The sequence below is a fragment of the Pseudochrobactrum saccharolyticum genome (genome assembly GCF_008801715.1).
Taxonomy (GTDB): domain Bacteria; phylum Pseudomonadota; class Alphaproteobacteria; order Rhizobiales; family Rhizobiaceae; genus Pseudochrobactrum; species Pseudochrobactrum saccharolyticum.
Genome location: NZ_VZPG01000001.1, coordinates 1,099,501 through 1,117,230, shown reverse-complemented (window position 1 = coordinate 1,117,230; position 17,730 = coordinate 1,099,501). Strand labels below are relative to the sequence as shown.

Here is a 17,730-nt window from a genome sequence, read left to right as displayed (position 1 = left end):
CCGGATTTTTAAGCTCTGCGACGTCCCGCCTCATGCAGAAGCCTGTAAACAGGACAGGCAAAAGGGAGCGGTTCCAGAATCACAATGCGAAGCGCCGATATGACCGGCGCTCCGCCTTAGTCTTTTATCTCCGAACCGATACGGTTTCGGAGAAACAGAAATTAGTGATGGCTATGGTCATTGGCCTTGCCGCCAGCATTACCGGAAGAACCCTTGGATGGATTCACGTGAAACGGTAAATTAACCTTTCCGGCTTTTTCAAATTCCAGCACAACATTGACTGTTTCACCTTCTTTGAACGGCTTGGCCAGATCCATAAACATGATGTGGAAGCCGGTTGGTGCCAATTTCACGGTCTGACCGGCGGGAATTGCCAGAGGTTCGCTCAGCTTGCGCATTTTCATGACATTGTCTTTCATCGACATTTCATGAATTTCAACTTTTCCGGCTGCATCTGTGGTGCCGCCGATCAGGCGGTCATCTTCTTTGCCCTTATTGGTAATGACAATATAGCCGCCTGCAACGCGGGCATTCGGGATTGTCGCGATGCTATGGGCTTCGGAAAGCTCAAGATCACCGGCTGTCACCACCTCGGCGCTATTGCCACCATGCGCACCGTGGCCGTCATGGCTTGCCTGTTTTGTGGCAGCCGCCACGAGCAATTGCGGCGCAGGGTTTTTCAGATCATGCGGATTCTGGCCTTCTGCTGCGATATCCGTCCAGTTTTCGGTTTTACCGTTTTCGCAGGTCTGGATTGTCGGGAACGATAATGTTGTATCCTTGTCGAAGGCTGCGAGTTTGCCGACAACCGAGAATTCATCATAGAAATCGCCCGGCAGTTTGCCGCCTTTCCAGATCACTTCGGTCACGCCGTTTTTCACGTCTTTACCGTGCACTTTATAGCTGTGCTGGTAGTCGGATTTAACAGTTTCAATATCCCATCCGGCTTTCATCTGCGGCTGAGCGGCAATGAAACCTTCCGGAATTTTGACATTGATCTGTGTGGTCGCGGCACCTTCACAGCCATGCGGGATTTTGAGGACGGCTTTATAGCCGCTTCCTGCATTAGCCTGAGCTGTTTCAAGCGAAACATGTGCCTGTGCCAGACCGGCAGTGCCGAGAAGAAGGCTGGCAACACAGAGTGGTGTGAAAATGGTTTTCATAAATCTATTCCTTGCGAATATCCTGCTTTCCGGCTGCAAATTGCAGGCAGAAAGCATGAAGGCGCTTAAAGCGCATGACTGATATTTCCTACGGCATTGCGAGAATGCGCAGACCTGTATCAGGCAAGGAAAGGTGGCGCCTGCGGCGGGGCGGCGGGCGGATAAGGTCGGGAGCGGGGCAGAACTTTGGCCGTGCGTCTGACGCTGTTGCCTGTATCTTTGGCAACAACCGGACCACCGGCTGCAGGTGGTGTAACCAGTGCAAAGGCCGCCGAGATACGGCAGGCCTCGCAATCAACCATCATATTATGATTTTTATGATGCTGGTCAGAGGCGGCGCTGTTTTCGGAAACGCAGATCGAAACAATACTGCCATCGGGCATTGTTTCATAACGGATGAAAACCGGTTCAGCGGAGGTGCCGCTTTTGGTGGTCATTTGCAGCAGGGGGGCGCTGACATCCACCGGTCTATGGGCAAAAGACAGCAAAACAAGCGCCAATACGCACAGGATGCGTATTAAAACCAGCTTGTTTTTGTGTGTCTGAACCATCACCCTGAACTATATATAACTGCGCTTTCCGCTTTTTAGCGCGGTGCTTTGCGGAAGGAAAGAGCTTTCCTCTGTAATAATGATGCCGGATCTCCCTCTGCCTCACGATGTCACAGAGGTTTGCGCGGAAAGGGGTGAAGATAACTTTCTCTCAGACACAAAATCATTTAACGATGATGAATGAAATGCCGGTCGCAGGATAAAATACTGTGCCGGCAATGGTGAACAGATTATTCGACGGGGTATGAGGCATGTCACAGGTCACCAAAGATGTGGTGCTGGCTCAGCTGAAACAGGTCACGGGACCGGATTTCGAAGGTGATATTGTCAGCCTCGGACTGGTGTCCGATATTTTTATCGCTGATAATAAAGTGTTTTTCTCCATTACCGTGCCGTCTGACCGTGCGCAGGCGATGGAACCGCTGCGTCTGCGGGCGGAAAAACTGGTGAAAGAGATTCCGGGGGTTGCCGGTGCGCTGGTCACACTGACCGCCGAGCGCAAAGGCGGCCGCACCAGCGATGATGCGCCTCCGCCAAGCCGCCCTCAGCCCGCTGCTCAGGCGCGTCCGGCTGCACATACTCATGCAGCACCGCAGCCACAGGCAAAACCGGGTATTCCGGGTGTTGGCAAGATTATCGCCGTGGCTTCCGGCAAAGGTGGTGTCGGTAAATCCACGACTTCGGTGAATATTGCGCTCGGGCTTCAGGCACTGGGGCTGAAAGTCGGTATTCTTGATGCCGATATTTACGGGCCGTCAATGCCGCGCCTTCTCGGTATTTCCGGTCGTCCGGAAACGGTCAATGGCCGCATCATGAAGCCGATGAGCAATTACGGCCTCAAAGTCATGTCGATGGGCTTTCTGGTGGAAGAAGAAACCCCGATGATCTGGCGCGGCCCGATGGTGATGTCGGCGCTCAATCAGATGATGCGTGAAGTGGAGTGGGGCAATCTTGATGTGATGGTTGTCGATATGCCTCCGGGCACCGGCGATGCCCAGCTGACCATGGCGCAGCAGGTGCCGCTGGCCGGTGCGGTGATCGTTTCCACCCCACAGGATTTGGCGTTGATCGATGCCCGTAAGGGGCTGAATATGTTTGCCAAAGTTAATGTGCCGCTGCTCGGTATTGTTGAGAATATGAGCTATTTCATCGCGCCGGATACCGGCAAGCGTTATGATATTTTCGGTCATGGCGGAGCGCAGCGCGAAGCTGAGCGGCTCAATGTACCTTTCCTCGGCGCAGTGCCGCTGGATATGCAGATCCGCGAATTGTCCGATGCGGGTATGCCGATCACGGTGAAAGAGCCGGACAGCCCGCATGCGCAAATTTATCGTGAAATTGCCGAAAAAGCCTGGGCGCAGGTGAGCGGCGGTTCATCCCGCGCAGCACCGAAGATCGTTTTTGAATAACAGATGATGAAATTGAAAAAGGCCTGCAATGCAGGCCTTTTTTGTTGGGTCAGGTAATGACGCTTGGTTTTTCGCGGCCGGTATAATGCGTGATCTCTGTGAGTTCCGCAGCGGCTGCGATCAGCGGGGTCAGGGCAGCCTGGGTTTCCAGATCATGCTTGCTGCTGTCAGCCTCATAGCGTTCCAGATAGATGCGGATGGTTGCACCGGCGGTACCAGTGCCGGACAGACGCACCACAAGACGGGAACCGCCGGCAAAGAGAATGCGGATGCCCTGATGTTTGCTCACTGAATGATCGACCGGATCATGATAGGCAAAATCATCGGCTGCTTCCACAACCATGCCCTGCACGGTCTTGCCTTTGAGATCAGGCAGTTTGGCGCGCAAGGCATCCATCAGCGCATTGGCACCATCCGAGGCGACTTCTTCATAATCGTGACGTGAGTAATAATTGCGGCCATAGGTCTGCCAGTGCTCATGCATAATCTCGGCGACCGATTGTTTGCGTACCGCCAGAATATTCAGCCATAGCAGCACAGCCCACAACCCGTCTTTTTCACGCACGTGGTCAGAGCCGGTTCCCGCACTTTCTTCACCGCAAATAGTGACAAGACCGGTATCCAGCAGATTGCCGAAGAACTTCCAGCCGGTCGGTGTTTCATGCATGCCGATCTTCAGTTTTTCCGCCACGCGGTCTGCGGCACAACTGGTCGGCATGGAGCGGGCAATACCGGCAATGCCTTTGCTATAGGCCGGAGCCAGATGCGCGTTAGCGGCGAGAACTGCCAGAGAATCCGACGGGGCAATATACATGCCCTTGCCGATAATCAGATTGCGGTCGCCGTCACCATCCGATGCTGCACCGAAATCCGGTGCATTGGCGGACATCAGCTCTTCATAAAGCTCATGGGCATAGACGATATTCGGATCAGGATGGTGACCGCCGAAATCTTCCAAAGGCACAGCATTGAAAACGCTGCCTGCTTTTGCGCCGAGCCGGTTTTCAAAAATCTCTGTGGCATAAGGGCCGGTCACGGCATGCATGGCGTCAAAACGCATGGTGAAACCGGATTGCAGCAGGGTGCGGATCGCCTGAAAATCGAACAGGCTTTCCATCAAGGCGGCGTAATCTTTCACCGGATCAATGATTTCCACCACCGTGTCGCCGATCTGATGCGAGCCGAGCGTATCAATGTCGATATCGGCGCAATCGGCAATCTTATAGGATGTGATGGTTTTGGAATTGGCGAACATCGCTTCGGTCAGTTTTTCCGGAGCAGGACCGCCATTGCTGATATTGAATTTGATGCCGAAATCACCCTGCGGTCCGCCGGCATTATGGCTGGCAGAGAGAATAATACCGCCAAAGGCTTTATTCTTGCGGATGAGATTGGAAGCCGCAGGCGTCGAGGTGATGCCGCCAAGACCGACCAGAATGCGGCCAAAACCATTTGCAGCAGCAATTTTGATCGTGCTCTGGATGACCTTGCGGTTGAGATAGCGTCCGTCACCGCCGAGCACGAGTGTCTTGCCCTGAAAATCTTCCAGACTGTCAAAGATCGACTGGATGAAGTTCTCCGCATAATGTTCCTGAGCAAAGACAGTCACTTTTTTGCGCAAGCCCGAAGTGCCCGGCTTCTGATCTGTAAAAGCTGTGGTGCTGATAGTTTTAAAAGTCATGATCTGGCTTTGTCCTGACAATAACGGCTCTCGCAAAAGATAAATGCATGTGGAATGAACAAGTTGCATTCATGACGGATATTATAGGCAGTCCTGTGAAGCCGAAGTAAATGATTTCACATAAATAGCGGTTTATTATTCAACTTTGGTAAGACGGGTTTATTGTATGTGTTTAAAAAGAACATTTTGATCAAAGAGATAGCGGCTGAAGATTGGCAGCCGCGCTGCCCCCAGTGCTTTGGCATGAACACCAACTGTGCCTTCTTCAATCACCGGCGGGATGATTCCCTGTAAATTAAGCCTGCCGATTTCACTCCGTGTAGTTTCAACAATCTTGGCGCGTAAATTTTCAGGCATCCAGCCGTCAATAATGGCAGCAGGAAAATCAATTACACTGGCGGCCGATGAAATGGCATGGGCAAGGCTGCGCGCGGTCAGCAATACCCATTCATCAAGCACAGGGTTGAAAATTTCCCAATTATCCGGCGCCGCCCAAAGCGGAGCCGTGTCTATATTCTGCTGTTTGAGACTGCGCTCCAATATGAACAGAGATGCGGTATCAATCAGCTGGGCAGGGCGGCTGATCTGGCCTGCCGTGGTGACAAAACCGTTGCCCATCGGCATGGAACCCAGTGCGCCGGCATTGCCGCTGCGTCCGGCATAAAGCGTATTGTTGAGCACAACGCCGCCGCCGATAAATGAGCCGATGAAAAAATAAACATAATCCGCATAATCCGGCCCTGAACCGAAGGTCAGTTCCGCGCCGCAGGCGGCGGTGGCATCATTCTGGATCAGAACGGGAAAAGGCAGTTTCAGGCTCAGTGCTTCGCAAATATCGGTGCTTTGCCAGGCCTGCAAATCGGCGGGTGGTGCGCCGACTTCTTCCACCCAGTTCCAGAGTTCAAACGGCATGGCTATGCCGAGACCGGCGATGCGGCTTTGCTGAAAAGGCGTGAGCTGCGCCGTGAATTGCTCAATAGCCGAAAGCGTGAAATGCAGAATATTGTCCGGCACCGGCCACAGATAGGTCTGGTGCATACGCGCGCGGATCGTGCCGGTAAAATCAACCAGAACCAGTTCTGCACTGCGACGCCCGATCTTCAGGCCAAAGGAAAACACCCCGTCAGGATTGAGCATCATCGGCTGGCTTGGCTGGCCGACACGTCCGCGCTGTTTCTCACCGCTGAGCAATAATCCGTCCTGCTCAAGATTGCGGATAATGACGGACACGGTTTGCGCCGACAGGCCGGTTAGTCTGGCAATATCTGCCCGCGGCATGGCACCGTGACGGCGCACAACGGAAAGGATCAGCCTTTCATTATAGGCGCGCATGCCGGTCTGGTCCGAGCCGCGGCTGGTTGTGGCAGGGTCAATAGGGGCGCCTTGCGGATAGTGCATCGGGTGTCCTGTAAGGAGCATTCGGGATAAAGAGCTGGAATAAGAGAATTATTTTTGAAGTAAAGCCTGCGCGGACAGTTTTTGTCATCACGCTGATCTTAGACTGACATAGCGAATTAATAAATCAAGTGGATTTATTAATTGACAGGACTGAAAACCCGTGTTTCCATGATCGCGCTGCACATATTTCTGGGGGCAACAAATTTGCTCTTTCATGAAATCGCAGCGCAGAGGCGGCGGAAGAGGGCGCCTGAGATAATTGATTTGGCTGGTTCAGCTACGCAGTTCGGTGCTTGAACTGATCGTAGAAAAATGACTCTGGGAGGAGTTCATGAGAAAAACTATTCTTACCTCTGCTTTTGCCCTTCTGGCATTGGGCGTTGCGGGTGCGGGAGCGCAGGCGGCTGAAGTGACGGCTTGCGTGATTACCAAAACAGATACCAATCCGTTTTTTGTAAAGATCAAAGAAGGCGCGACTGCCAAATCCAAGGAACTTGGCATCAACCTGAAATCCTACGCGGGTAAAATTGACGGCGATACGGAAAGTCAGATTGCAGCGGTGGAAACCTGTATTGCCGATGGTGCAAAAGGTATTCTCATCACCGCTTCCGACACTAAAGGCATTGTTCCTGTACTGAAACAGGCGCGTGATGCCGGTATGCTGGTGATTGCACTGGATACGCCGCTGGAACCGGCTGATGCTGCGGACGCAACTTTTGCAACAGACAATTTTCTGGCCGGTGAACTGGTCGGCAAATGGGCTGCAGGGCGTCTGGGTGATAAAGCCAAAGATGCCAAAGTTGCTTTCCTGAACCTTACCGCCATGCAGCCGAGTGTTGACGTGCTGCGCGATCAGGGCTTTGCCACAGGTTTCGGTATTGATCCGAAAAACAAGGATGTGCTCGGCGATGAGGATGATCCGCGTATTGCCGGTCGCGATCTGACTGACGGCAATGAAGAGGGCGGCCGCCGCGCCATGGAAAATCTTCTGCAAAAAGAGCCGAATATCAATGTGGTGCACACCATTAACGAACCTGCTGCAGCCGGTGCTTATGAGGCGCTGAAAGCTGTTGGCCGTGAAAAAGATGTGATGATTGTTTCCATTGATGGCGGCTGTCCGGGTGTAAAAAATGTGGCTGACGGCGTGATCGGCGCAACAGCGCAGCAATATCCGATGCAGATGGCAACACTTGGTATTGAGGCAATTAAAAAATTTGCTGATACCGGTGAAAAGCCGAAGCCGACAGATGGCAAGACCTTTGTTGATACCGGTGTGATGCTGGTAACCGACCAGCCGGTTGAAGGTGTTGAATCCATCGATACCAAAGAAGGTCTGGCGAAGTGCTGGGGCTGATCCCCGTGCCTTTCTAATAGAGCATAATTTCTTAAACTTGAATCAGTTGAAGGTAAAATTATGCTCTAATTTTAAAGTGTCAGAGCGACCTTGTGTAGCGCCCGGTCGGGCGCACGGCGCTCTAAAAAATCAACCGGCGTGATCTTCATGCCGGTTCCTTTTCAGGCTGCAGCAACCGGAAGCTCCTATGACAGAAACCACGCAAAATCATGAAACGGAAGTCAAGCGCACCCAGCAGGATTTTGAAAAGGTTCTGGTGAACAGCGCATCCGGTGTTGCGAGTTTTGAGAATGAGGATCGTAGTCTGCTCTACAGAATGCGTGTGATCCTGCATCACAATCCGGCGGCCGTACCGCTGATCGTGCTGGTGATGTCACTGGCGATTTTTGCTGTTCTGGTCGGATCCAAGTTTTTCTCTGCCTTTGCGCTGACACTCATTTTGCAGCAGGTTGCCATTACCGGCATTATTGCTTCCGCGCAGACACTTGTCATTCTGACGGCCGGTATTGATCTGTCCGTCGGTGCAATCATGGTGCTGTCTTCGGTGGTGATGGGGCAGTTTACTTTCCGTTATGGTCTGCCGCCGGAACTTTCCATCCTGTGCGGTTTTGCTGTCGGCGCTTTATGCGGTTTCTTCAATGGCTGGTTCGTGGCCTATTGGAAATTGCCGCCTTTCATCGTCACGCTTGGTATGTGGCAGATCGTGCTGGCGACCAATTTTCTCTATTCCGCCAATGAAACCATCCGTGCGCAGGAAATCACCGAAAAAGCGCCGATATTGCAGTTTTTCGGAAATAATATCCGCTTCGGCGGTGCGGTCTTTACCTATGGTGTGATTGCCATGGTGCTGCTGGTTCTGGTTCTCTGGTATGTGCTCAATCATACGGCATGGGGGCGGCATGTTTATGCGATCGGCGATGATCCCGAAGCGGCGCAGCTTTCCGGTGTACGTGTCAAACCGGTTCTGATGTCGGTTTATATTCTGGCTGGTCTGATCTGTGCACTGGCCGGTTGGGCGATGATCGGGCGTCTCGGTTCCGTTTCACCAACAGCGGGACAATTTGCGAATATTGAATCCATTACGGCTGTGGTGATTGGCGGGATTTCCCTGTTCGGTGGTCGCGGTTCCATTCTCGGCACATTGTTTGGTGCATTGATTGTCGGTGTGTTTTCGCTGGGGCTGCGCCTGTGGGGAACCGATCCGCAATGGACCTATCTGTTGATTGGTGTCCTGATTATTGTTGCGGTCGCAATTGACCAGTGGATCAGAAAGGCTGCGGCATGAAACAGTCAGTTCAGCCGGTTTTATCGGCAAAAGGCCTCGTCAAACGCTATGGCCGTGTTACGGCACTGGATCATGCAGATTTTGATCTCTATCCGGGTGAAGTTTTGGCGGTTATCGGCGATAACGGTGCAGGAAAGTCTTCACTGATTAAAGCGCTGTCCGGTGCGATCCAGCCGGATGAAGGTGAGATTTTCCTTGACGGCCAACCGGTGAGCTTCCGTTCACCGATCGCCGCGCGGGCAGCAGGCATTGAAACTGTTTATCAAAATCTGGCTTTGTCGCCTGCATTGTCGATTGCGAATAATATGTTTTTGGGGCGCGAATTGCGCAAACCCGGTTTGATGGGCAGTGTGTTTCGTCAGCTCGACCACAAGAAAATGGAGCAGATCGCCCGCGATAAGCTTTCAGAACTCGGACTGATGACCATCCAGAATATTTCGCAAGCGGTGGAAACACTTTCCGGCGGTCAGCGCCAGGGCGTGGCCGTGGCGCGTGCGGCGGCTTTCGGCTCCAAGGTTGTGATTATGGATGAGCCGACAGCCGCATTAGGGGTTAAAGAATCCCGCCGTGTGCTCGATCTTATTCAGGAAGTGAAATCACGCGGTCTGCCGATTGTGCTGATCTCCCATAATATGCCTCATGTATTTGAAGTGGCGGATCGTGTGCATGTGCACAGGCTTGGCAAAAGACTGGCGGTGATCAATCCCCGTCAATGTTCTATGTCTGATGCCGTGGCGCTGATGACCGGCGCATTGACCCCGACTGATGAGATGCTGGCTGCATGATGCCTGAAACACCTGTGATAAAGCGTGAAGCGCTGGCTGCGGAAATTCTGGCGCGCGCAAAGGGGCGCGAGCGACTGATTGTTGCAATTGCGGGAGCACCTGCTGCGGGAAAATCCACGTTGGCGGAGGCATTGTGTCAGGAGATCAATGCTTTATCCGCCGCTCAGCCATCTGTTGTCGTGCCGATGGACGGGTTTCATTATGATAATGCCATTCTGGATGTGCGTGGTTACAGGGCGCGAAAAGGTGCACCGCATAGTTTTGATGCGGATGGTTTTCGGGCGCTGCTGTCCCGTTTGAAAACGGAAACCGGTGATATTGCGATTCCGGTTTTTGACCGGTCAATGGATCTGGCACGTGCGGGGGCTGCCATGGTCACGGGGCAGCATCAGATTTTACTGGTCGAGGGTAATTATCTGCTGCTGGATCAGCCTGTCTGGTGCGATCTGCGCCAATATTTTGATCTGAGTATTTTCTTGCAAGTGCCGCTTCCGGTTCTGGAACAGCGGCTTATTCAGCGCTGGCTGGATCATGGTGCGGATTATGAAGCAGCCAGAACGCGCGCGCTTGCCAATGATATTCCCAATGCGCAAACCGTGACAGAACAGTCCCGTAAGGCAGACTTTATCTTGCAGGATTGAAACTTTCCTGTAGGCTCGGGCAAATTCAGAATTTAACAGCCAGAATTTACCATTAAGAGAATGCCCATGTCTGAGACGCTGATTTTTCCTGCCCGCCCGCCGGTAACCTTGCCGATTGAGGGGAGCGATCAGCGCTTTCCTGTTCGCCGTATTTATTGTGTGGGCCGTAATTATGCAGACCATGCGCGGGAAATGGGGCATGATCCGGATCGTGAACCACCATTTTTCTTCCAGAAAAATCCGGATAATCTGGTGGCAGATGGCGGCAATTTTCCTTATCCGCCGCTGTCCAATGACGTGCATCATGAAATTGAGTTGGTTGTTGCCCTTCATAAAGGCGGAAAAAATATTCCGGCAACCGAGGCGCACAGCCATATTTACGGTTATGCCGTCGGGCTGGATATGACACGGCGCGACATGCAGGGGCAGGCCAAAAAACAGGGGCGCCCGTGGGAGACTGCCAAAGCCTTTGAACATTCCGCTCCTTGTTCTGCATTGGTGCCTGCAAGCCGTATCGGTCACCCGCAGGATGGGGCTATCTGGCTGAAAATTAATGGTAAAATCGTTCAGCAGGGTGATATAAACCAGCTGATCTGGTCCGTGCCGGAAACCATTGCAATTCTTTCCACACTCTATGAATTACAGGCCGGAGATCTGATCTTTACCGGTACGCCTGCGGGTGTTGGTGCTGTTGCGCGGGGCGATATTCTGGAGGGCGGCGTTGACGCTATCGGACATCTGACAACAAAAGTTGTCTGACCCTTTTGGCGCGGATTGCATTTTACGGCTGGTCTCACGGGCGGAATCTCTGTAAATATTTCATCAACCATGAGATGGAATCCTCAATCTTCGGGATTCTATGACGATTTCTACTGCATGAGCGATACAGTTTCCGGTTGCGTTTAATCAATGCATTCTGCTGTGTCGCTTCTTACGTTTGTCGGGCGATGGCTTGTGCTGCCTGCAAACGAAGACAACGAAAAGGATCGCCCGATGGCATTCGAAGAGATCAAGGCGGAAATCGCTTTACTGTTTGAGCAGATGGTCAACCAGCCGGAAGACATGCATGAACTGGCTGAGTCCATTCGTGAGAAGCTCAATGCGATGAGAGCCAGTGGTCTGCCATTGCCGGAAGATCTGGTTGAACTCGAAAAACGTCTCAACAACGAAACGGGTGCCTGATGCGATTTTCAGCTCTGGCTCTCCGTTCTGCTGTTCTGCTCTCCGGTGTTGTGGCCTTGTCGGCCTGTACCACCACCAATAATTCAAAAACTGCCGCCAATTCGGCAACAACTCAGGCTGTTGATGTTGCCGTGGCTGATATGGCTACAGCCGTCGGAGCGCCTGCAGAGGCTGCTTCTATCGACGCTAATCCTGACGGCAGCGCAAAAGGTGCTACAATCGCAGCTTCTGCCTATGCGGCAGAAAAAGGCAATGCTGCACAGGTCGCCGCTCTGGCCGTGACAGAAGCAGGCGATCCGGTTTTGCCGGCTTCGGTGCCGACACCGGCATTCCGCCAGACTGCAACAGAAGCTTTGATTGCAACAGCAACACCATCTCTGGCAACCGGTGCGCATAATACACCGGGCGAAGTGAAATATACCGGCGTTACCAAATCCGGCACTGCGAACCATCTGGTCGAGCAGCGCGCTGAGATTGCGGCAGACAGCAAGCCGGAACTGCATAATCTAATCGGCCAATATGCGGCAGCCTATCAGGTGCCGGAGCGTCTGGTGCACCGCGTGGTGCAGCGCGAAAGCCGTTATAATCCTGTTGCCCGTAATGGCCCGTATTTCGGCCTGATGCAGATCAGTCATGCCACTGCACGCGGTATGGGCTATGATGGCAGCCCGCAGGGACTGCTCAATGCCAATACCAATCTGCGTTATGCGGTGAAATATCTGGCCGGTGCCTATAAAGTTGCCGGTGGCAATGAAACGCAGGCCGTGAAATTCTATGCCCGCGGTTATTATTATGATGCCAAGCGCAAAGGTCTGCTGGAAGAAACCGGTCTGCGCAAAGGCCCGAACTCCATCCGCACCGCTTTTATTGAACCGGGTAAAGCTACAGAAGCCGCAAAGGCTGTGACAGCCGCAGCAACCGGCAATGTTGTTGATGTGGCGCAAACCGATCCTATGGTTACGCAGTCTGTTGCTAAATCTGCAAAAGCATCGCGTGTGCAGCCGAACAGACGGGATTTCAGCACCCGCTGATCTGAAAATTTGCAAGTTTTAAAACCGCCTGTTTCTCTTATGAAGCAGGCGGTTTTTTATTGTCTGCATCTCTGATCGGGTAATTTTACAGACAGGTCATTTTGTCGTCATGAATCTATAATCATTCTGACGCATACTCATTTTGACCTCGCTTTTTATCATCACCCCGAAATTGTGCAGGCGGCACCATGAACCAGATTTTACAAAAGGCCGAAGCCTCCGTTGCACGTCTCTATGACAAGGCGGAATTATGGGCGGATGGCATCGTCCATGTTGTGGGCGTGGCTCTGGCTGTTGGCGGCGCAGCCGTGATGCTGTGGTATTTTGCAGGGCAGATTTCACCGGTGATTTATATTTCCGCGCTGATCTATGTGCTGAGCCTCGTGGCTGCCCTGACGATTTCTGCAATTTATAATATCTGGCCGGTTTCGCCGGTGAAGCAGTTTCTGCGCCGCTTCGATCACTCCATGATTTATGTGCTGATTGCCGGAACTTATACGCCTTTCATCATGAAAATGGGTGAGGGAGCAGGTTGGCATTTGGGGTTGGTCTGGTTGATTGCGTTTTGTGGTATTGCACTGAAGCTGACAATGCCCGGCCGTTTTGACCGCTTGGCAATCCTGCTCTATCTGGCGCTCGGCTGGAGCGGTGTGTTGATTTACGACCAGCTGTTGCAGTTTCTGCCTCTGCAAGTGGTGGTACTGATCGCCGCCGGTGGGATTATTTATTCACTCGGCGTTATTTTCCACGTCTGGGAACGCCTGCGCTTCCAAAACGCAATCTGGCACGGCTTTGTCGTGGCGGGAGCGGCGCTCCATTACAGTGCTGTCTTTCTCGCCGTCCACTAGGGATTCCGGCTCTGGCGGTCTGCAAATGGCAATTTTCTCCGCTCCGGTGCTCATGTACACACGGCACCACGCGCCTATTGGCGCGTAAAGGATGCCGTGATTCTGGGGATTGCATAATCTTATCCTTCATCGAATGATGAAGGGATTATGCAAGGGTACATTCCGCTCCGGTTCTCGAAAATCACCATTTTCGCCACGCCATAACCAAAATCCGCGCCGCGTTTGTGATGCCAAAAGATAAATAAAAAAACAGCCGGATCGCTCCGGCTGTTTTGCTGTTTCAGTCTTTAGTTGGCTTGATTAGCCGCGGTTGCGGGCAGCCAGTGTGCGCAGACGCAGCGCATTGAGCTTGATAAAGCCCGCAGCATCTTTCTGGTCATAAGCCCCGTGATCATCTTCAAATGTCACCAGCTTGTCGGAATAGAGCGACTTGTCGCTTTCACGGCCGGTCACAATCACATTGCCCTTATAGAGCTTCAGTGTCACTTCACCTTCTACATGACGCTGGCTATGGTCGATTGCCGCCTGCAGCATTTCGCGTTCCGGCGAGAACCAGAAGCCGTAATAGATCAGTTCCGCATAGCGTGGCATCAGTTCATCCTTCAGATGCGCTGCGCCGCGATCCAGCGTAATGCTTTCAATCGCGCGGTGTGCTGCCAGCAGGATAGTGCCGCCCGGTGTTTCATAAACGCCGCGGGACTTCATACCAACGAAACGGTTTTCAACGAGGTCAAGACGACCGATACCATTGTCACGGCCGTAATCATTGAGTGCAGCCAGCAGGGTTGCAGGCGACATGCGCACGCCGTTGATCGAGACCGCATCACCGCGCTCAAAGCCGACTTTAATGATGGTGGCTTTGTCCGGCGCAGCTTCCGGCGAGATTGTGCGCATATGCACATATTCAGGAGCTTCAACAGCCGGATCTTCCAGTACTTTACCTTCCGAGGAAGAGTGCAGCAGGTTGGCATCGACGGAGAACGGTGCTTCGCCCATCTTGTCTTTTGCCACAGGAATCTGGTGCTTTTCAGCAAAATCGAGCAGGTCTGTACGGCTCTTGAACGACCAGTCGCGCCAAGGAGCGATAATCTTGATATCCGGATTCAGTGCATAGGCCGACAGTTCGAAACGAACCTGATCGTTACCCTTGCCGGTTGCACCATGTGCAATCGCATCCGCGCCGGTTTTCTTGGCGATTTCGATGAGGTGCTTGGAGATCAGCGGACGGGCAATCGAAGTACCGAGCAGGTAAACGCCTTCATAAACTGCATTGGCGCGGAACATCGGGAAAACGAAATCGCGGACGAATTCTTCACGGACATCTTCAACGAAGATTTCTTTGATACCGAGCATTTCAGCTTTTTTGCGTGCCGGTTCCAGTTCTTCACCCTGACCGAGATCAGCAGTGAAAGTCACAACCTCAGCACCGAGCTCGGTCTGCAGCCATTTCAGAATGATAGAAGTATCGAGACCGCCGGAATAAGCGAGCACGACTTTTTTAACGTCTTTCCAGTTGTTCATTTTATGCATCCAGTACGAGCCGGTACGGCATCTGAGTGTTTTTCGCTTTGCAGCGATGAAATTCTGATATTTCTTTTATCATCTCAATAGTGTGAAGCAAGCCGTCTTAATGGCACAGTCGTGAGATTGTTAAATTTTAGATATGCCCGTGTAAATCCGGTTCCGCAGAAACAAATTCTGCGTTAGTTTGGCCAAACTTAACCGCTTCGGGGCGCATGCATGTCATTCTTAAATTCTCTGACTTTTATTCCGGACTGGCCGGTTCTGGTTCAGTTCGCTATTGCGACATTTATCCTGTCGATCACACCGGGTCCGGATATGACACTGTTTGTTGGTCGTGCCTTATCTGAAGGGAAAGCCGCAGGTTTCGCTTGCCTTGCGGGAGCTTCCAGCGGCATCGTCATCCATACCACAATGGTGGCGATTGGTTTGTCTGCGCTGATTATTGCGTCGCCAAGTGCCTTCTGGGTGCTGAAAGTTGTCGGTGCCGGATATCTGGTGTTTTTGGCTATTCAGGCGTTGCGCAAAGGCTCAGCTTTTTCGCCGGAAAAAAGCAGCGGTAAAAAACATACGTTGGTTCAGAATTGGGCAACGGGCTTAGGGATTAATCTGCTCAACCCGAAGATCATTCTGTTCAACATGACCTTCCTGCCGCAATTCGTGTCAGCGCATGATCCGCATGCACCGGGGAAACTGTTTTTCCTCGGCCTGTCTTTCATCCCGCTCAGCCTGCCGGTAGTGGTGCCGATGATTTTGGCGGCAGATAAATTTGCCGGTCTTTTGAAGAAAAATCCGACAGTCACACGCTGGGTGGATTATGTTTTTGCGGGTGTGTTCTCAGTTTTTGCGCTGAAAATTCTGCTGGCTGAAGGCAAGTAATTTATAGCATGCCTCCCAAAAGCGGATGCCGCTTTTGGGGTAAAGACATGCGTGAAAAGAAAAATTATTTGGTTTCCGGTGTTTCTTTGCCGGAAACCAGATTGCTCCAGCGTCCGGCTATCAGCCAATAGGTAAAACCGCCGATAATTCCTGCGGCTGCGCAGCTCATCATCATCACGGCTTCGTCAGCATTTTTCACATCGGGCTGAAAACCTGCCACGAAGAGAATAATGCCGGCTGCCAAACCACAGAGACTGTAAAACAGGCTGTCGCGTTTGTTGAAATATTCACCGATGGCAATAGCTGCAAGTGCAGGCCAGAAGGCGAGATAACCGATGATCATGGCCATGAATGGTGTGGCAACGAACAGTCCCGCGCCGAAGCCATATTCAAAACCATCATTGATGATATCCGGCAGCATGCCGATGGTGGAGATCAGCATAATATTCAGAAAAAGACCTGCAGCCAGAACAGCACAGCCATAGCCAAAGATGATGACTGTGAACCGGCCGATCAGTTGCAGGCTTTTATCCATGTTGAGGACTTATCTCAGTCTTCGCCGTGATTGGCGATCATCATGGCTTCCAGGGCCAGACGATCAGTTTTACGCATGCGCTCGGATTCCGATTTCAGCTGACCGCAGGCGGCGAGAATATCGCGGCCGCGCGGTGTGCGGATCGGCGAGGCATAGCCCGCTGCATTCACATAATCGGCAAAGCGTTCAATCTGCTCCCAGTCGGAGCACTGATAGTTGGTGCCCGGCCACGGATTGAACGGAATAAGATTGATTTTAGCCGGAATACCTTTGAGCAGCTGCACCAGTTTCTTGGCATCTTCCAGACTGTCATTGACGTCTTTGAGCATCACATATTCAAAGGTGATGCGCTTGGCATTGGACAGACCCGGATAAGCGCGGCAGGCTTTGATCAGTTCTTCCAGCGGGTATTTCTTATTGATCGGCACCAGCATATCACGCAGATCATCGCGCACGGCATGGAGCGAGATCGCCAGCATCACGCCGATTTCTTCGCCGGTGCGGTAGATTTCCGGCACAACGCCGGAGGTGGAGAGTGTGATGCGACGCTTGGACAGCGACAGACCATCACCATCCGAGGCAATCAGCAGTGCTTTTTTGACATTATCAAAATTGTAGAGCGGTTCGCCCATACCCATCATCACGATATTGGTGATCTTGCGGCCTTCCGCAGGCACAATCGCACCATCCGGTGTGTTGGTTTCAGGGAAATCGCCGAGACGGTCACGGGCGGTGAGCAGCTGCGAGAGGATTTCTTCTGAAGTCAGATTGCGTACCAGCTTCTGTGTGCCGGTATGGCAGAAAGAGCAGGTGAGGGTGCAGCCGACCTGAGAGGAAATACACAGCGTGCCGCGGCCTTCTTCAGGAATGTAAACACATTCGATTTCAACCGGACGCCCTGCACCGCGTGGCGGAAAGCGGAACAGCCATTTGCGTGTACCGTCGGTGGAAATCTGTTCTTCCACAACCTCCGGACGGGCAATGGTGAAATGCTCGGTCAAAGCGCTGCGCAGGTCTTTGGAGATATTCGCCATATCGGCAAAGTCTGAAACACCGCGCACATAGAGCCAATGCCAGAGCTGCGCGACGCGCATCTTGATCTGTTTGGCCGGAATGCCGATTTCCAGCAAGGCCTCACCCAGTTCCTCACGGGAAAGACCGATCAAAGACGGCTTTGGTGCCAGCATTGCGCGGGCATTGGCGGCCAGTGCATCACGGGTCTGAGGCGTGGTAAGGTCATAAGAAATAGACATCGGTTTTACTTAAGGCTCACAATTGCATAGCCGCATCAGAAGGACAAAAGCCCTGATTGGAAACTGATAAAGCGGCACTGTTGCATGATTTAATGGGGGCGTTTTTCGCGATGAGATCCGCAAGAATACCCTGAAGTGCGGCCTCATAGCACGGAAATGGCGCTGCGTCACGCTTTTATCAAGGGTTATGATTTGCGGCTTTTTGTATTCATCG

16 protein-coding genes and 1 pseudogene are annotated in these 17,730 nt (G+C 52.5%); 10 read left to right on the top strand and 7 right to left on the bottom strand.

The annotated features are described in order from the left end of the window. Window positions 1–161 precede the first annotated feature (161 nt). Together F7P81_RS04950 and F7P81_RS04945 are read right to left on the bottom strand one after the other, a co-directional pair. A complete protein-coding gene (locus tag F7P81_RS04950; RefSeq protein WP_151158747.1) occupies window positions 162–1,163 on the bottom strand; it encodes a DUF1775 domain-containing protein in 1,002 nt (333 codons plus the stop codon). Between the two features lie 119 nt (window positions 1,164–1,282). Then, window positions 1,283–1,714 (bottom strand): hypothetical protein, encoded by a 432-nt coding sequence (locus tag F7P81_RS04945; RefSeq protein WP_151158746.1) that lies wholly within the window; start codon window positions 1,712–1,714, stop codon window positions 1,283–1,285. 251 nt (window positions 1,715–1,965) lie between these two features. Here F7P81_RS04945 and F7P81_RS04940 point away from each other — a divergent pair, with 251 nt between their 5' ends. Further along, window positions 1,966–3,123: an Mrp/NBP35 family ATP-binding protein gene (locus tag F7P81_RS04940; RefSeq protein WP_151158745.1), complete on the top strand. Its 1,158-nt coding sequence runs from the start codon at window positions 1,966–1,968 to the stop codon at window positions 3,121–3,123. A gap of 49 nt (window positions 3,124–3,172) precedes the next feature. Here F7P81_RS04940 and F7P81_RS04935 read toward each other — a convergent pair whose 3' ends face one another. After that, window positions 3,173–4,804 carry an alpha-D-glucose phosphate-specific phosphoglucomutase gene (locus F7P81_RS04935; RefSeq protein WP_151158744.1) on the bottom strand — a complete coding sequence of 544 codons (1,632 nt, stop codon included), beginning with the start codon at window positions 4,802–4,804 and terminating at the stop codon, window positions 3,173–3,175. Window positions 4,805–4,963: 159 nt separating this feature from the next. Next, entirely contained in the window at window positions 4,964–6,223 is a 1,260-nt protein-coding gene (locus tag F7P81_RS04930) for an ROK family transcriptional regulator (RefSeq protein WP_151158743.1), read from the bottom strand. 310 nt (window positions 6,224–6,533) lie between these two features. Here F7P81_RS04930 and F7P81_RS04925 point away from each other — a divergent pair, with 310 nt between their 5' ends. From F7P81_RS04925 to trhA, 8 genes and pseudogenes are all read left to right on the top strand, one after another. Beyond that, window positions 6,534–7,556 carry a substrate-binding domain-containing protein gene (locus tag F7P81_RS04925; RefSeq protein ID WP_151158742.1) on the top strand — a complete coding sequence of 341 codons (1,023 nt, stop codon included), beginning with the start codon at window positions 6,534–6,536 and terminating at the stop codon, window positions 7,554–7,556. 187 nt (window positions 7,557–7,743) lie between these two features. After that, the gene (locus F7P81_RS04920) at window positions 7,744–8,841 is read left to right on the top strand and encodes an ABC transporter permease (protein WP_075654029.1); all 1,098 of its coding nucleotides are present in this window, start codon (window positions 7,744–7,746) and stop codon (window positions 8,839–8,841) included. After that, a complete protein-coding gene (locus F7P81_RS04915; RefSeq protein WP_022710214.1) occupies window positions 8,838–9,626 on the top strand; it encodes an ATP-binding cassette domain-containing protein in 789 nt (262 codons plus the stop codon). Before F7P81_RS04920 ends, F7P81_RS04915 begins: the two co-directional genes overlap by 4 nt. Continuing rightward, on the top strand, window positions 9,623–10,267 hold the full coding sequence (locus F7P81_RS04910) for a nucleoside/nucleotide kinase family protein (protein ID WP_151158741.1): 645 nt from the start codon (window positions 9,623–9,625) through the stop codon (window positions 10,265–10,267). The genes F7P81_RS04915 and F7P81_RS04910 overlap by 4 nt, the downstream gene beginning before the upstream one ends. Window positions 10,268–10,327: 60 nt before the next feature. Continuing rightward, on the top strand, window positions 10,328–11,026 hold the full coding sequence (locus F7P81_RS04905; RefSeq protein ID WP_374828044.1) for a fumarylacetoacetate hydrolase family protein: 699 nt from the start codon (window positions 10,328–10,330) through the stop codon (window positions 11,024–11,026). Between the two features lie 234 nt (window positions 11,027–11,260). Next, window positions 11,261–11,449, top strand: coding sequence for a hypothetical protein (locus F7P81_RS04900; RefSeq protein ID WP_028233459.1), 189 nt, complete (start codon window positions 11,261–11,263; stop codon window positions 11,447–11,449). After that, window positions 11,449–12,345: pseudogene (locus tag F7P81_RS04895) on the top strand (transglycosylase SLT domain-containing protein); the annotation flags it as partial. The gene F7P81_RS04900 and the pseudogene F7P81_RS04895, both read left to right, overlap by 1 nt. A gap of 323 nt (window positions 12,346–12,668) precedes the next feature. After that, window positions 12,669–13,328 (top strand): PAQR family membrane homeostasis protein TrhA, encoded by a 660-nt coding sequence (gene trhA / locus F7P81_RS04890; RefSeq protein ID WP_075654032.1) that lies wholly within the window; start codon window positions 12,669–12,671, stop codon window positions 13,326–13,328. A gap of 300 nt (window positions 13,329–13,628) precedes the next feature. On the opposite strand, the gene F7P81_RS04885 is transcribed toward trhA, so the two are convergent. Next, entirely contained in the window at window positions 13,629–14,849 is a 1,221-nt protein-coding gene (locus F7P81_RS04885; protein WP_028233458.1) for an argininosuccinate synthase, read from the bottom strand. Between the two features lie 219 nt (window positions 14,850–15,068). On the opposite strand from F7P81_RS04885, the gene F7P81_RS04880 reads away from it, so the two are divergent. After that, window positions 15,069–15,728, top strand: coding sequence for a LysE family translocator (locus F7P81_RS04880; protein WP_151158739.1), 660 nt, complete (start codon window positions 15,069–15,071; stop codon window positions 15,726–15,728). Between the two features lie 64 nt (window positions 15,729–15,792). Here F7P81_RS04880 and F7P81_RS04875 read toward each other — a convergent pair whose 3' ends face one another. Continuing rightward, the gene (locus F7P81_RS04875; RefSeq protein WP_151158738.1) at window positions 15,793–16,263 is read right to left on the bottom strand and encodes a hypothetical protein; all 471 of its coding nucleotides are present in this window, start codon (window positions 16,261–16,263) and stop codon (window positions 15,793–15,795) included. A gap of 14 nt (window positions 16,264–16,277) precedes the next feature. Continuing rightward, on the bottom strand, window positions 16,278–17,516 hold the full coding sequence (rlmN, locus tag F7P81_RS04870) for a dual-specificity RNA methyltransferase RlmN (RefSeq protein WP_022710205.1): 1,239 nt from the start codon (window positions 17,514–17,516) through the stop codon (window positions 16,278–16,280). Window positions 17,517–17,730: the final 214 nt, after the last annotated feature.

What these genes read in the sequence shown, in the direction of transcription:
- F7P81_RS04950 (WP_151158747.1), bottom strand. Translation starts at nt 1,163, where the DNA reads ATGAAAACCATTTTCACACCACTCTGTGTTGCCAGCCTTCTTCTCGGC.
- F7P81_RS04945 (WP_151158746.1), bottom strand. Translation starts at nt 1,714, where the DNA reads ATGGTTCAGACACACAAAAACAAGCTGGTTTTAATACGCATCCTGTGC.
- F7P81_RS04940 (WP_151158745.1), top strand. Translation starts at nt 1,966, where the DNA reads ATGTCACAGGTCACCAAAGATGTGGTGCTGGCTCAGCTGAAACAGGTC.
- F7P81_RS04935 (WP_151158744.1), bottom strand. Translation starts at nt 4,804, where the DNA reads ATGACTTTTAAAACTATCAGCACCACAGCTTTTACAGATCAGAAGCCG.
- F7P81_RS04930 (WP_151158743.1), bottom strand. Translation starts at nt 6,223, where the DNA reads ATGCTCCTTACAGGACACCCGATGCACTATCCGCAAGGCGCCCCTATT.
- F7P81_RS04925 (WP_151158742.1), top strand. Translation starts at nt 6,534, where the DNA reads ATGAGAAAAACTATTCTTACCTCTGCTTTTGCCCTTCTGGCATTGGGC.
- F7P81_RS04920 (WP_075654029.1), top strand. Translation starts at nt 7,744, where the DNA reads ATGACAGAAACCACGCAAAATCATGAAACGGAAGTCAAGCGCACCCAG.
- F7P81_RS04915 (WP_022710214.1), top strand. Translation starts at nt 8,838, where the DNA reads ATGAAACAGTCAGTTCAGCCGGTTTTATCGGCAAAAGGCCTCGTCAAA.
- F7P81_RS04910 (WP_151158741.1), top strand. Translation starts at nt 9,623, where the DNA reads ATGATGCCTGAAACACCTGTGATAAAGCGTGAAGCGCTGGCTGCGGAA.
- F7P81_RS04905 (WP_374828044.1), top strand. Translation starts at nt 10,328, where the DNA reads ATGCCCATGTCTGAGACGCTGATTTTTCCTGCCCGCCCGCCGGTAACC.
- F7P81_RS04900 (WP_028233459.1), top strand. Translation starts at nt 11,261, where the DNA reads ATGGCATTCGAAGAGATCAAGGCGGAAATCGCTTTACTGTTTGAGCAG.
- trhA (WP_075654032.1), top strand. Translation starts at nt 12,669, where the DNA reads ATGAACCAGATTTTACAAAAGGCCGAAGCCTCCGTTGCACGTCTCTAT.
- F7P81_RS04885 (WP_028233458.1), bottom strand. Translation starts at nt 14,849, where the DNA reads ATGAACAACTGGAAAGACGTTAAAAAAGTCGTGCTCGCTTATTCCGGC.
- F7P81_RS04880 (WP_151158739.1), top strand. Translation starts at nt 15,069, where the DNA reads ATGTCATTCTTAAATTCTCTGACTTTTATTCCGGACTGGCCGGTTCTG.
- F7P81_RS04875 (WP_151158738.1), bottom strand. Translation starts at nt 16,263, where the DNA reads ATGGATAAAAGCCTGCAACTGATCGGCCGGTTCACAGTCATCATCTTT.
- rlmN (WP_022710205.1), bottom strand. Translation starts at nt 17,516, where the DNA reads ATGTCTATTTCTTATGACCTTACCACGCCTCAGACCCGTGATGCACTG.